Genomic DNA, 13,296 nt, shown 5'->3' on the forward strand with positions numbered 1-13,296 from the left:
GACACGCCCTGGCGCAAGCTGCCGGCCAAGGCGCGCAAGGCGATTCTCGAGGGCTCCGACCACCAGGTTCACCGGCGGGGAGTGGATCGACGCGGTGCGCCAGCGGGCCGGTTCGGACCTGACCGCGGGGCTGATCAGCGAGCTCGGAGTGGAGGCCGTCCAGGTCGACGACGAGAAGCTGCCGCGCTACATCGCCGGCGTGCTGGCCCGCTTGCAGGAGGTCTGGATGGGTCGGCAGATCGCCGAGGTGAAGTCCAAGCTGCAGCGCATGTCGCCGATCGAGCAGGGCGACGAGTACCACGCGCTGTTCGGCGACCTGGTCGCGATGGAGGCCTATCGGCGCAGCCTGCTGGAACAGGCTAGCGGCGACGATCTGACGATGTGAGGGCCTCGTCGGCCGCCCGTTCGTCGGCCGCCCGCTCCATGATGGCCGTTTGGTCGTCAAGCTCGGCGACGGTCACGAAGCCGGAGTCCGGGGAGATCCGGTTCGCGACCTTGCGGCGGCCCCCTTCGATCATCGACTTGGCCACGGGACTGCTGGTCAGCGCGCGATAGGTGCCGACGATCTGCTCGTAGCGGCGGCGCCCGGCCTTCGAGCCCAGCACGTAACCCAGCCCCAGCACCACGACATACCGGATCAAAAGCGTTCCTCCCGACTAGCGACCGTTCCATCCTGCCTCACCCGGCCCGGTGCGTGCGCGCCCGATCCGTCCTTATGCAGTTGGGCGCGGATATGCCAGTACGCTAGAGTCGTCCCGCGATCGTGTTGATCCCCTGTAGCTCAATTGGCAGAGCGTTCGGCTGTTAACCGATAGGTTCCTGGTTCGAGTCCAGGCGGGGGAGCAAGGCTCCGACTCAGTGTCCGGCGCTCTGGCCGCCGTCTCTCCGGTGCAAGGGCCTCCGGCTCCGAACTCCTCAACCAAGGCGCCAAAGGCCACCATCCGCCCGGGCGTCAGTTGGCCACGGCAGCGTCCGCGACAAGCGGTGACCGGTTCTCCCACCTTTCAGCGTCGAGCCTGTAAATCTGCAGCCAAAGCGCGAGTGCGGGCCTGCAGGGTTACAGCCTCGGCGAGCGGCGCGCATGCGCTGCGAGGCGTCTCATCGGAAAGCCGCTCACTCGTACGCCGGGGTCCATACCGCGTCGAGGACGGCCTGCCGCGGGTCGGCGTGCGTCCGCGTCGCCACCTGGTCGTCGACCGCGGCGTGATAGACGGCCTCGGCGACCGCCGTCGAGATGGCGCGCAAGTCCTTGACGTCCGGCAGCAACGAGTCCCCGCGAGCCGACGGACTTGCCTGTCGCACAACGGCTTTCGCTGCGGCCTGCAGCATTCCCTTGGTGAGCAGCCGGGCCCCCGCCACGATGATGCCCAGCCCGATTCCGGGGAACACCAGCACGTTGTTGGCCTGCCCGATCGTGTAGGTGGTGCCGTCGTATTCGATCGGTGCGACGGGGGTGCCGGTGGTGATCAGCGCCTTGCCGTCGGACCACTGCAGCACGTCGGCCGGCATGGCTTCCATTCGCGAGGTCGGGTTGGACAGCGGGAAGATCATCGGGCGCTCGCACGACGCGGTCATGGCCTGTACGACCTTCTCGGTGAAGGCGCCGAAAACGGTCGAGGAGCCCAGCAGGATCGTGGGGGAGGCGAGCTTGATGGCTTCCACCAAGCCGACCCGGTTCCCGGGAGTCACACCGAGCTGGGCACGGTTCTTCGCATAGGGCACTTGGAAATCCCGCAGATCGTCCATGTCGTCGAACAGCAGGCCCTGCCTGTCGATGGGCCAGATCTGTGCCGTCGCCTGTTCGAGGGTGGCGCCGTCGGACACCATGGCGTCACGGATCTGATCGGCCACCCCGATCCCGGCGGTTCCGGCCCCGAAGACGATGACCCGCTGGTCGCGCATCGGCACACCCGTGAGATGGCAGCCGCCGTACACGGCCGCCACGACCACCGCGCCGGTTCCCTGGATGTCGTCGTTGAACACGCAGTACTTCTCGCCGTAGTCGCGCAGGATCCGTCGCGCGTTCAACGGCCCGAAGTCCTCGAAATGCAGGATGGCCTTGGGGAACAGCCGGTGTGCGACCTCGATGTAGCGGTTGACGAACTCGTCGTACTCCTCGCCGCGGGCTCGCGCGTGCCGATTGCCCAAATAGAACGGATCCTGCAGCAGCTGCTCGTTATTGGTGCCGACGTCGAGGGAGACCGCGATGCAGCGGCGCGGGTCGATGCCGCCGCCGGCGGTGTACAGCGCCAACTTGCCCACCGCGATCTGGATGCCGCCCACCCCCCAGTCGCCGATGCCCAGGATGGCTTCGGCGTCCGTGCACACGATCAGGTCCACGTCGTCGGGCTCCAGCCCGAAGGTTTCGAACGCCGCCTCGATGTCGTCGGGCTCGTCGATGCTCAGAAAGAGCCCGCGCTGTCCGCGGTACTCGTCGGAAAACCGTTGAATGGCCTCTCCGACCGTGGGTGTGTAGACCACCGGCATCAGCTCGGGCAGGTGGTCTTCCAGCACCTTGTAGTAGAGCAGCTCGTGGCGGTAGTGCAACTGCTCCAGTAACAGGTTGCGGCCCAGATCTGTTGCCAGGCTTTGCAATTGATGCCAGACCCGGTCGGCCTGCTCGTCGAGCGTCAGCACCGCCGACGGAAGCCGTCCGGTCAGCCCGAGCTGCCGCCGCTGCTCGTGCGTGAAGCCGACTCCCCGGTTGAGGCTCGGCGCGGCGAGTGCCGGCGGGATCCGCGGTGCGTGTGCGTCGTACATCGCAATCTCACTTCCGGTGACTCGGCCCTGTAGGGCAACCGTAGCGTCGATCGCGGTGAACGCATCTTGAAGAGCGTTTGAAGCGCCGGCAGGGGCCGTCAGCCGCCCACCGCGACGCCCACGCGGCCAGTCGACCAGCCCGGCACCGGCGGCAGGCCCAGATGTTCGCGCAGCGTTGCGCCACGATATGCGGCGCGGAAGCTACCGCGTTCCTGCAACAGCGGTACCACTTTGTCGACGAACTCGTCGAGGCCGCGTGGCGTCAGATGGGGCACCAGGATGAAGCCGTCGCAGGCGTCCAACTGCACATGGCGATCGATCTCGTCGGCAACCTGCGCCGGTGTCCCGACGAACTGCTGGCGACTCGTCACCTCGATGATCAGTTGCCGGATCGACAAGTTCTCGGCCTGCGCGCGGGCCCGCCACGTCGCCGCGACGGTCTTCGGGTCGCCGTGGCGGACGCGTCCCCGGGTGATGTCGGGATTCTCGACGGGGTCGACGTCGGGCAGCGGCCCGTCGGGATCGTAGGCGGAGAGATCGATTCCCCAGACCTGCTCGAGGAAGGCGATCGCCGTCGGGCCGCTGACCTGCTGCTCACGGATGTGACGCGCGTGATCCTCCGCCTCCTCCGGGGTGTCACCCAGCGCGAACGTCGCGCCGGGCAGGACCTTCAGCTGGTCGGGGGCCCGCCCGTAGGCGACGGCGCGGTTCTTGACGTCGGCGTAGTAGCGCTGACCCGCCTCCAGCGATCCGTGCAGCGTGAATAGCGCATCGGCGTGCCGGGCGCCGAAGTCTCGGCCATCGCTGGAGTCACCGGCCTGCAGCAACACCGGATGGCCCTGCGGGCCGGCGGGGAGAGAGGCCACGCCGCGGACGTCGAACTGGGCACCGTGGTGTTCGACGATGTGGATCCGGGCGGGGTCGGCGTAGATGCCGGCATCGACGTCGGTAACCACCGCATCAGGCGCCCAACCGTCCCAGAACCGCCGGGCGACGGTGATGAATTCCTCGGCCCGTTTGTACCGGTCGGCGTGGTCGAGGAACCCGCCGCGGCGGAAGTTCTCCCCGGTGAACGCGTCGGACGAGGTGACCATGTTCCACGCCGCGCGGCCGTCGGAGAGGTGATCCAAGGTCGCGAATTGCCTTGCCACCTCGTAAGGTTCGTTGAAGGTGGTGTTGATGGTGCCGGCCAGGCCGAGCCGATCGGTGACGGCGGCGAGTGCGGCGAGCACCGTGAAGGTGTCGGGCCTGCCCACTACGTCGAGGTCGTGGATCTTGCCGCGGTGTTCGCGCAGCCGCAGCCCCTCGGCCAGGAAGAAGAAGTCGAACAGACCGCGCTCGGCGGTTCGGGCCAGGTGCACGAAAGATTCGAACGCGATCTGGCTGCCGGCGTCCGGATCGGACCACACGGTGGTGTTGTTCACCCCGGGAAAATGCGCGCCGAGAATTATCTGCTTGCGGCGCTTGATCGTTCGCGCGCTCATCCGGTCAGCCCCCATCGTTTGGCGATCAGCTCGTGCGAGCGCAGTCGATCGGTGTGCCGGTGCGTCACGGATGTGATCACGAGTTCGTCGGCCCCGCTCACCCGGCGCAGCAGTTCCAGCCGATCGGCGACCTCGTCGGGATTACCGACGAATTGCGTTGCGGTGCGGTCGGCCACCAGCTCGAGTTCGTCGTCGGTGAGGGGTTCGCAGAGGTCGGGATCGGGGTAGGGGATCGCGCCCTGCCCGCTACGGATGGAGTGGACCCAGCGGCCGTAGCCGGCCGCCAGGTGCCGCGCGGTGGCGCTGTCCTCGGCGACGACGACATCGGCGGAGACCACCACGTAGGGCCTGTCCAGCCGGGCGGACGGCCGGAAGGCGTCGCGGTAGGCGGCGATCGCGTCAAGGGCGGTGCCCGGCGTGATGTGGTAGCTCGCGACGAACGGCAGCCCGCGGGCACCGGCGACATCCGCGCTCTGGCCGCGGGTGCTGCCGAATATCCAGGGTGTCAGCTGCGCGCGTTCGCCTGGGACGGCGTGCAATTCGTGACCGTCGACGCTGTAGGTGCCGTCGAGCAGCGCTTCGATGGCGTCGATCTGCTCACCGAAGTCGGCGGGTTGCGCGCACGGCTGGGCGAGCACCGAGGCCTGGGCCCGCATCCGGTCGCTCTTCATCAGCGCCGTGGGGTCGAACGGCGCGGGGATGACGATGCCCTCGACGTCGGTCCACGGCCGAGGCGCCGACGGGGACGCCGCCGGCGGCGACGCGGCGGCCTCCGTGCGTCGCTGCCCGGATCGGCCCAGGCCCATGTCGATGCGATCCGGGTACAGCGCATCGAGAATGCCGAAGCTCTCCACGACCGCGATCGGTGTCGTGTGGCCGATCTGCACCGCGGCCGAGCCGACGCGGATGTGGTCGGTGGCCGCGGCGATCTGGCCGATCAGCACCGCCGGCGACGAGCTGGCCACCGCGACGAAGTGGTGTTCGGCGAGCCAGTAGCGCTTGTAGCCCCATCGTTCGGCGTGCTGGGCGAGGTCGATGGTGTTGCGCAGCGCCGTCGCGGGGTCGCACCCGGCGGTGATCGGGGACAGGTCGAGGATCGACAGCGGGGTCACAGTCACGGCGCCACCGCCGCGTAGCGGTTGGGTGCGGGAGCCAATTCGAGGCGTTCGCGCAGTGTTTCGCCGTCGCGGTAGGCGGTGCGGAACACTCCGGCACGCTGGAGCAGCGGCACCAGCTCATCGACGATCGCGGGCAGGTCGATCGCGTTGACCGCGGGCCGCAGTCGCACCCCGTCGACGCCGGCGTCCCGCCAGCGCAGGAGCAGATCGGCCAAATCGCTTGCGCTGCCAGCGAACACGTGCGCGTCGGAGGAGATGGCGGCGGGGGGCGTCAATGGGTCTTCCCCCAGCGAGACGACGAGATCGGCGTACACCTTCAGCGCACGCCCCGCCGAGCGCTCCGCTTGGGCGACCTCGTGCAAGATCGAGCGCAGCGAGTCGTCGTCGTGCGGGGTGATCAGCACGACGTCGGAGCCTGCGGCGGCGAAATCGTAGGCGCGCGACGCGTGCGCCAGCGCCAGCACCACCGGCTGGCCCTGCGGCGGCCGCGGGGTGATGGACGGGCCTTTGACGGAGAAGTATTTGCCGGCGAAGTCGATGTAGTGCAGCTTGTCGCGGTCGATGTAACGCCCGGTGGCCACGTCACGGATGACGGCATCGTCTTCCCAGCTGTCCCAGAGCCGCCGCGCCACCTCCAGGGCGTCGGCGGCCTCGTCGAACAGCTCGTCGGTGCCGGTTCGGGTGCCCCGCCCGACCAACGCGGCCTCGTGCGCGGTGGCGCTCACCCGCACCTGCCAGCCCGCCCGGCCGTGCGAGATGTGGTCCAGCGTCGCAATGGCTTTGGACACGTGAAACGGTTCGGTGTGGGTGACGGTCGCGACGGGCACCAAACCGATATGGGTGGTGACCGGCGCGATGCGCGCGGCGACCAGGACGGCATCCGCGCGGCCCGCCAACCGGCGGGGCGATATCTCGGGCCGCCGCCCCGGCTGAACATCGAAGGAGTCGTCGATGGTCAGGAAATCGAGCAGGCCCCGCTCCGCGACCTCGGCCAAGGCTGCCCAGTAGCGACCGCTGAGGTGTCCGCCGCGGGTGGCGTTGTGCGCGAAGGCGGACCGCCACGCGTGTGGGTGCCAGCCGTAGCCGTCCAGCGCAACGGCCAGATGTAGCTCGGTCATGGCACGCCTTCCGATTCGTTACTAACCCACTCTGCAACGCTCGGGGCGACAACGCATTCCATGCCCGCATTAAGTTCACCGTGAGTAATACTTCGCCGAGCTCACACCCGATGCACGTGCGGAAAGGCGTTCGACGACTTGATGATTCGAGGGCTAGGCGACTAGCGGCTGCAACACGGCCCGTAGGTCGCCCGCCTTCGGCACCCCGGCGCTCCGGTAGCGCTGACGACCCTCGGCGTCGAAGATCAATGTGGTCGGCAGCGACAACACCGACAGCCGCTTGGCGGCGGCGGGATTGGCGTCGATATCGATCTCCACGTGCGACACGTCAGGAAGATCGGCACAGACTTGGTCGACCACGCGGCGCACTGACGCGCATGGGCCACACCACACGGCGCTGAAGTGCACCACCGTCGGGCCCGTTTGTGCCAAGCCCAGGTCGGACGTGTCCGGCGGGGAATCGGGGCTGACTTCGCGCAGCACCCCGGAGCGCCGATTGAACATCGCGCCCGCCACGCTGGCGACACCCAGCGCCGCGACCAGCGCCGTCCCCGCGATGACGAGAGTGCTCACGTGGTCCTCAGATGGAGAAGTCTTCGCCGTGCCATACGCCGGCTTCCGGCGGCCTGATGACACGCTCGGACTGTTGTTGTCCGTCGTTGGCTGCCTCCAGCTTGGCTACCCGGGTGAGGAGCGACTGGAGACTGACGCCCACGAGGTCGGGCATCATCGAGTCGTCCGGGCTGCTTCGCCCGTGGCGGCTGATGACCTGTCCGGGTACCCCGGTGACCACGGCGCTCGACGGAACCTCTTTGACGACGACGGCGTTGGCGCCGATCCGGCTGTCGTCGCCGATCTTGATCGCGCCGAGCACCTTGGCGCCGGCGCCGATGATCACCCTGTCGCCGATGGTCGGGTGGCGCTTGCCGGTGTCCCGTCCGCTGCCGCCGAGGGTGACGCCGTGGTAGATGGTCACGTCCTCGCCCACCTCGGCAGTCTCGCCGATCACCACGCCGGTCGCGTGGTCGATGAACAACCCGGAGCCAAGGACCGCGCCCGGGTGGATCTCGACTCCGGTGAGAATGCGGACGACCTCCGCAAACGTCCGCGCGGCGAGCCTGGCGCCGCGATTCCACAGCCAGTGGTTGATCCGGTGCCCCCAGATCGCGTGCACGCCCGGATAGGCGAAGATCACCTGCAGCGTGGTCGGCCGGGCCGGGTCGCGCTCCCTGGCGGCCCGGATGTCACGTCGAATGTCCGCGAACATGGCTAATCCGCCAGGTCGGCGAAGAGCGGGGTGCTCAGATACCGCTCGCCGAAGCTCGGCAGCACCACCACGACCAGCTTGCCGGCGTTCTCCGGACGGCGGGCGACCTGCAGCGCCGCGACCACGGCCGCGCCCGATGAGATGCCGACCAGCAGTCCCTCCTCCCGGGCCAACCGACGTGCCATGTCCAGCGATTCTTCGTTGCCGACCTTGATGACCTCGTCCACCAGGTCCATCTCGAGTACCGGTGGGACGAATCCGGCACCGATGCCCTGAATCGGGTGCGGCCCCTTCTGGCCACCGGAGAGGACCGGTGACGCGGCGGGCTCCACGGCCACGAATTTCGCCGACGCCTTGCGCTCCTTGATGACCTGAGCGACGCCGGTGAGCGTGCCCCCGGTGCCCACCCCGGCAACGAAGAAGTCGATCTTGCCGTCGGTGTCTCGCCAGACCTCCTCAGCGGTGGTCTTGCGGTGGATCGCGGGGTTCGCGGGGTTCTCGAACTGTTGCGGGATGAAATACCGTTGGTCGTTCTTGGCCAGCTCTTCGGCTTTGGCGATGGCTCCGGCCATGCCTTCGGCGCCGGGCGTCAGCACGATCTCTGCGCCGAAGGCCCGCAACAACATTCGGCGTTCGGTGCTCATCGTGTCCGGCATCGTCAGCACGCACCGGTAGCCGCGCGCCGCGCACACCATCGCGAGGGCGATGCCGGTGTTTCCGCTCGTCGGCTCCAGGATGATCGTGTCGGGCTTGATCAGCCCCGCCTGCTCGGCCGCATCCAGCATGGCGACACCGATGCGGTCCTTGACGCTGTTCGCGGGGTTGAAGAATTCCAGCTTGGCGACGACGTCGGCGACCGCCCCTTCGGTGACCCGGTTCAGCCGGACCAGCGGCGTGTTCCCGATCAGTTGTGTGACGTTATCTGCGATGCTCATCTGTCTTCCTCAGGCGATGTCGGTACATGACTCGTCGGTCTGCCAGCTGATGTCGAATTCGATGGCCACGGCCGTGGGGACGGTCAAAGCAATGGGTGTGAATCGATGTGCCACTCCCTCCAGCGCGACGCCGGTCAGCACCCGTCCGGGGAGGCTTTCCGGTGCTGTCGCCGTGACCGTCGTTGTGGACGTACCCGGTGCGGGCCGGAGGTAAAAGTCCGCGCCCGCCTGCACAATGCCGACGATCGTCTCACCGTCGGAATCGACGAGCGTGTGTCCGTCGCCGACGTTGAGCGTCAACGGGATTGGCACTTGAAACGGTCCTATGAGCTCCGAATTGGCGGTTGCTTCGGTATCGACTAGTTGTGGTTCCACCGTATCGCGCGAGGCTTTGCGCGCCCCAGTGATCAGATAATTGTAGAGGTGCACAATTCGATCGGCATTGCGGTAGTGGCGGGAGCCGGTCAGCCAGAAGCGAACATGGTCGATTTTCGGATTGGCCGCGTCGGTCGTCGCGATCAAGCGGTAATGGCGATAGCCACGCCCGCCGCTGCCGTGGCTGCTGGCCGACAGCGTGCTGCCCACCCCGAGCGTGCGTCGATGACGGCCCCTGCCCGCGCCCACCGTCAGCTGCGAGCGCGAAATGTCTTGCCAGGCAACGCCGTCGGTGGACTTCTGTAGTTTCAAGCCGACCGCAGCATCGGCGTCCACCCACACCGAGTAACCGCCGAGTTGGGGTTCGCCGTCGAATTCGAAGGTCAACACGCGTCCGGCCGCCCGGCGTACCTTGACGGGTGCGTTAAGGGGCCGAGTATCCAGGGTCAAACCGTTGGTGAAATGCCAAACCGCGGCCTGGGTGGCGGCGATCGCCTCGTGTTCGCTGATGTGGGCCCGTCCCACGGGGTCGCCCGCGGCCCGAAGTTGCTCGCTCAATTCGGCCGTCGTGCGCATCGGGAAAGAGTTGCGCAGGATCCAGTCGACCTCGGCTTCGTAGTCGCGGCTGCGCAGGTGGGGCAGCGCCGACCAGCTGCCCAGACGGTAGCGGGATGGCTGATGAGGCGCGATGCCGAAGAAGTCCAAGGAATACGCGTGGAGGTTGGGATTGACCCTGATCAGGTCGGTGCGGGCAGAGCTACCATCGTCGAACACGACCGTGTCCACGGTATGGGAGTATGTGCCCCCGCGGTAGCGCGTCATCCGCGCGACTTCGGTTGCCGGCCTGACGAGGACCCGGTGGCGGGTCTCTACCGGCGCGGAGGCGCGGGTGGGTAGTGACATCACTGTCATGGATGGTTTTCTTCCTGAAAGTTTTTGCTGGCGAACGCGCGTCTGGGCCGGGGCGGTGGTAGCCCCATCGGTGGGCAGGGCGCGGGATTTCTACTGCGTCTTCAGAGCGTCAGGAAATCAACAACAGCGACAACAACAGCAGGCGGCGGTGCGCGAAGGAACGAAGCGCGGCTGAACGGCCTGTTGCATGGCCCCCACTATAGGCCCAGACGAATATCACTGTCAGATTGCGGTCGCTTTACGGCCCTTTAATTCAGCGCGGGAGTAATGCTTTGCGCCGCTCCGACAGTCTCCTAGGCTCGGCGCGCGAACCCGGTCACGGCGGGTGATCATGGACCTGCCGCACCACGCTGCAGCACTCGATCGAGCATGGAAGGACCACGATGACGTCGGCTCAAAGCGAGTCTCAGGCACTCGGCGATCTTGCAGCTAGACAGCTTGCCAACGCGACCAAGACCGTCCCGCAGCTTTCCACCATTACGCCCCGCTGGTTGCTGCACCTGCTCAGCTGGGTCCCGGTGGAAGCGGGCCTTTACCGGGTCAATCGGGTGGTCAACCCCGAAGGGGTCGCCATCAAGACCGAAGCGGGCGCCGGCACCGAAGAACCGCTGCCCGAGACATATGTCGACTACGAGACCAGCCCGCGCGAATACACGCTGCGAAGCATCTCGACCCTGGTTGACATCCACACCCGAGTCTCCGACTTGTACTCGAGTCCGCACGATCAGATAGCGCAGCAGCTGCGGCTGACCATCGAGACGATCAAGGAGCGTCAGGAGTTCGAGTTGGTCAACAGCCCCGAATACGGGCTGCTGGCCCAGGCGACTCCGGAGCAGACCATCCAGACGCTGGCTGGCGCTCCGGCACCCGATGACCTGGACGCGCTGATCACCAAGGTGTGGAAGACGCCCAGCTTCTTCCTGACTCACCCGCTCGGAATCGCCGCATTCGGCCGCGAGGCCACCTATCGGGGTGTGCCGCCGCCCGTGGTCAGCCTGTTCGGCGCGCAGTTCATCACCTGGCGCGGCATCCCGCTGATCCCGTCGGACAAGGTGCCGGTGGAGGACGGCAAGACCAAGTTCATCCTGGTGCGCACCGGCGAGGAGCGGCAGGGTGTGGTCGGCCTGTTCCAGCCGGGCCTGGTTGGCGAGCAGGCGCCGGGTCTGTCGGTGCGGTTCACCGGCATCAACCAGTCGGCAATCGCGACGTACCTGGTGACGCTCTACACGTCACTGGCCGTTCTCACCGACGACGCGCTCGCCGTGCTCGACGACGTCGCCGTGGACCAGTTCCATGAGTACAAGTGAGTATCGAGCGGTAGACGCCGAAAGCGACCTGCCCATCAGCGCCGCGGAACTCGCCGCGCTGGCAAGCCAGCTGTATGCGGCCAGCATCCGGCCGGGTCCCGACAGCCCGCCGCAGGCGGCGCCGGTCGCCCCGCGGGGCAGCGTGCCGGACGCCACGGCCGCGACGTCGGCCGGTCAGGCGGCCATCGGGGCCGCCGACGTGTATTCGGCGCCGGTCCCGGCGCTCGGTGTCACCGACATCTACCTTCCGGCTCCGACGTCGCGCGAACCCGAAACCCCGCCGCAGGCGGCGCCGGTCGCCCCGCGGGGCGGCGTGCCGGACGCCACGGCCGCGACGTCAGCCGGTCAGGCGGCCGCCGGGGCCGCCGACGTGTATCCGGCGCCGATTCCGGCGCTGGGTGTCACCGACATCTACCTTCCGGCTCCGGCGACACCGGAACCGAACGCCCCGCCGCAGACGGTTCCCGCCGCGCCCCGTGGCGGCCTGCCGGATACGACCGCCGTGCTCGGCGACTTCGTCGGTTTTGGCGTGCCGGGCCAGGGCGTCGTGCCGACCGTGCCCGGGGCGGTGGCCGGGGCGCCCACGGCGGTCCCCGCGGCTGCGCGTGGGGCGTCGCCGTACTCGGTGCCCTCCTGGGGGTCCGACGCGCCCCCGGTCCCCGACCTGGGCTGGTCGGACGGCGCCGCGCCAACGCCGGTGACGGCCGGAGGTGACGAGCACAATTACTCCTTCCTGAGCGTCGCCGATACGGTGCCGCGGCTGCCCGATGAGCACGAGGTGTTCGACGTCAACGCGATCCGGGCCGACTTCCCGATCCTGAAGGAGGTCGTCAACGGAAAGCCGTTGATCTGGTTCGACAACGCGGCGACCACCCAGAAGCCACAGGTGGTGATCGACCGGCTGTCGCATTTCTACATCCACGAGAACTCCAACATCCACCGCGCCGCACACGAATTGGCGGCCCGGGCCACCGACGCGTACGAAGAGGCCCGCGACACCGTGGCCGATTTCATCGGCGCGCCAAGCTCTGAGAACGTCGTGTTTGTGCGCGGGACCACGGAGGCCATCAACCTGGTGGCGCACGCGTGGGGTGGAAAGCATCTGCAGCCCGGTGACGAGATCGTCATCACTCATCTCGAGCATCACGCGAACATCGTTCCCTGGCAACTCATTTCGCAGAAAACCGGAGCGATCCTAAAGGTTGCGCCGATCGATGATGCCGGTAATCTATTGCTGAGCGAATTCGAGGAACTGCTCGGTCCTCGGACGAAGCTGGTGGCCGCCAGTCAGGTGTCCAACGCGCTGGGGACGGTGGTCCCGGTGGACGAGATCGTGGAATTGGGCCATCGCTATGGGGCTCGGGTGCTTATCGACGCCGCCCAATCGATTCAGCATCTGCCCGTTGATGTTTCCGAGCTCGGCGCCGATTTCCTGGTGTTTTCCGGACATAAGATCTACGGCCCCACCGGTATTGGCGCGCTCTACGGTACCGAGGAGGCGCTGACGGAGACGCCGCCGTGGCAGGGCGGCGGTCACATGATCGCCGACGTCACGATCGAACGCTCGCTATATCAGGGGCCGCCGACCAAGTTCGAGGCCGGCACCGGCAACATCGCCGACGCGGTCGGGCTGACCGAGGCGCTGCGCTATGTGCAGCGGTTGGGCATCGAACGCATCGCGGCCTACGAGCACTCGTTGCTCGAGTACGCGACGCCGCGCCTCGCCGACATTCCCGGTGTCCGTCTGGTGGGCACCGCGACCGAGAAGGCCAGCGTGCTGTCCTTCGTGCTGGCGGGACACGAGCCGCTCGAGGTGGGCAAGGCGCTCAACGCGGAGGGTATCGCGGTCCGCGCCGGGCATCATTGCGCACAACCCGCGCTCCGGCGCCTGGGACTGGAGGCCACCGTTCGCCCGTCGTTCGCGTTCTACAACACCTTCGAGGAGATCGACGTCTTCCTCCGGGCGGTGCGCAGGATCGCCGAGGGCGGCACCAACGTCGGCTGACGGCTCTCGCATGCG

At 67.5% G+C, this 13,296-nt stretch carries 11 protein-coding genes, 1 tRNA gene and 1 pseudogene; 4 read left to right on the forward strand and 9 right to left on the reverse strand.

Going from position 1 to position 13,296, the window contains the following annotated elements; genetic code table 11:
• Positions 1 to 385: pseudogene (locus A5691_RS03405) on the forward strand (DNA primase); the annotation flags it as partial.
• Here A5691_RS03405 and A5691_RS03410 read toward each other — a convergent pair.
• Entirely contained in the window at positions 360 to 641 is a 282-nt protein-coding gene (locus A5691_RS03410) for a hypothetical protein (protein ID WP_067748435.1), read from the reverse strand. The pseudogene A5691_RS03405 and the gene A5691_RS03410 sit on opposite strands and share 26 nt — an antisense overlap.
• Positions 642 to 770: 129 nt before the next feature.
• Here A5691_RS03410 and A5691_RS03415 point away from each other — a divergent pair.
• Positions 771 to 843, forward strand: a tRNA-Asn gene (locus A5691_RS03415).
• A 270-nt stretch (positions 844 to 1,113) separates the two neighbouring features.
• Here A5691_RS03415 and A5691_RS03420 read toward each other — a convergent pair.
• The 8 genes from A5691_RS03420 to A5691_RS03455 all read right to left on the reverse strand — a co-directional run bounded on the left by A5691_RS03420 (position 1,114) and on the right by A5691_RS03455 (position 9,969).
• The gene (locus tag A5691_RS03420) at positions 1,114 to 2,760 is read right to left on the reverse strand and encodes an NAD-dependent malic enzyme (RefSeq protein WP_067748437.1); all 1,647 of its coding nucleotides are present in this window, start codon (positions 2,758 to 2,760) and stop codon (positions 1,114 to 1,116) included.
• A gap of 98 nt (positions 2,761 to 2,858) precedes the next feature.
• Positions 2,859 to 4,244, reverse strand: coding sequence for an NtaA/DmoA family FMN-dependent monooxygenase (locus tag A5691_RS03425; protein ID WP_067748563.1), 1,386 nt, complete (start codon positions 4,242 to 4,244; stop codon positions 2,859 to 2,861).
• Complete coding sequence (locus tag A5691_RS03430) at positions 4,241 to 5,362, reverse strand: LLM class flavin-dependent oxidoreductase (RefSeq protein ID WP_067748440.1); 1,122 nt, start codon at positions 5,360 to 5,362, stop codon at positions 4,241 to 4,243. Before A5691_RS03430 ends, A5691_RS03425 begins: the two co-directional genes overlap by 4 nt.
• On the reverse strand, positions 5,359 to 6,480 hold the full coding sequence (locus A5691_RS03435; RefSeq protein WP_067748442.1) for an LLM class flavin-dependent oxidoreductase: 1,122 nt from the start codon (positions 6,478 to 6,480) through the stop codon (positions 5,359 to 5,361). The genes A5691_RS03430 and A5691_RS03435 overlap by 4 nt, the downstream gene beginning before the upstream one ends.
• Positions 6,481 to 6,633: 153 nt before the next feature.
• Positions 6,634 to 7,053 (reverse strand): thioredoxin family protein, encoded by a 420-nt coding sequence (locus tag A5691_RS03440; protein WP_067748444.1) that lies wholly within the window; start codon positions 7,051 to 7,053, stop codon positions 6,634 to 6,636.
• Positions 7,054 to 7,060: 7 nt separating this feature from the next.
• Positions 7,061 to 7,747: a serine O-acetyltransferase gene (gene cysE / locus A5691_RS03445; RefSeq protein ID WP_067748446.1), complete on the reverse strand. Its 687-nt coding sequence runs from the start codon at positions 7,745 to 7,747 to the stop codon at positions 7,061 to 7,063.
• Between the two features lie 2 nt (positions 7,748 to 7,749).
• On the reverse strand, positions 7,750 to 8,682 hold the full coding sequence (gene cysK / locus A5691_RS03450; RefSeq protein WP_067890056.1) for a cysteine synthase A: 933 nt from the start codon (positions 8,680 to 8,682) through the stop codon (positions 7,750 to 7,752).
• Between the two features lie 9 nt (positions 8,683 to 8,691).
• Positions 8,692 to 9,969: a thioester domain-containing protein gene (locus A5691_RS03455; protein WP_067748450.1), complete on the reverse strand. Its 1,278-nt coding sequence runs from the start codon at positions 9,967 to 9,969 to the stop codon at positions 8,692 to 8,694.
• A 383-nt stretch (positions 9,970 to 10,352) separates the two neighbouring features.
• Here A5691_RS03455 and A5691_RS03460 point away from each other — a divergent pair, with 383 nt between their 5' ends.
• Positions 10,353 to 11,276 (forward strand): family 2A encapsulin nanocompartment shell protein, encoded by a 924-nt coding sequence (locus tag A5691_RS03460; RefSeq protein ID WP_067748452.1) that lies wholly within the window; start codon positions 10,353 to 10,355, stop codon positions 11,274 to 11,276.
• Positions 11,263 to 13,281 carry a family 2A encapsulin nanocompartment cargo protein cysteine desulfurase gene (locus tag A5691_RS03465; protein WP_067748454.1) on the forward strand — a complete coding sequence of 673 codons (2,019 nt, stop codon included), beginning with the start codon at positions 11,263 to 11,265 and terminating at the stop codon, positions 13,279 to 13,281. Before A5691_RS03460 ends, A5691_RS03465 begins: the two co-directional genes overlap by 14 nt.
• The last annotated feature ends 15 nt before the right edge of the window (positions 13,282 to 13,296 follow it).

The organism is Mycobacterium sp. E183, from assembly GCF_001667735.1.
Taxonomy (GTDB): Bacteria; Actinomycetota; Actinomycetes; order Mycobacteriales; family Mycobacteriaceae; genus Mycobacterium.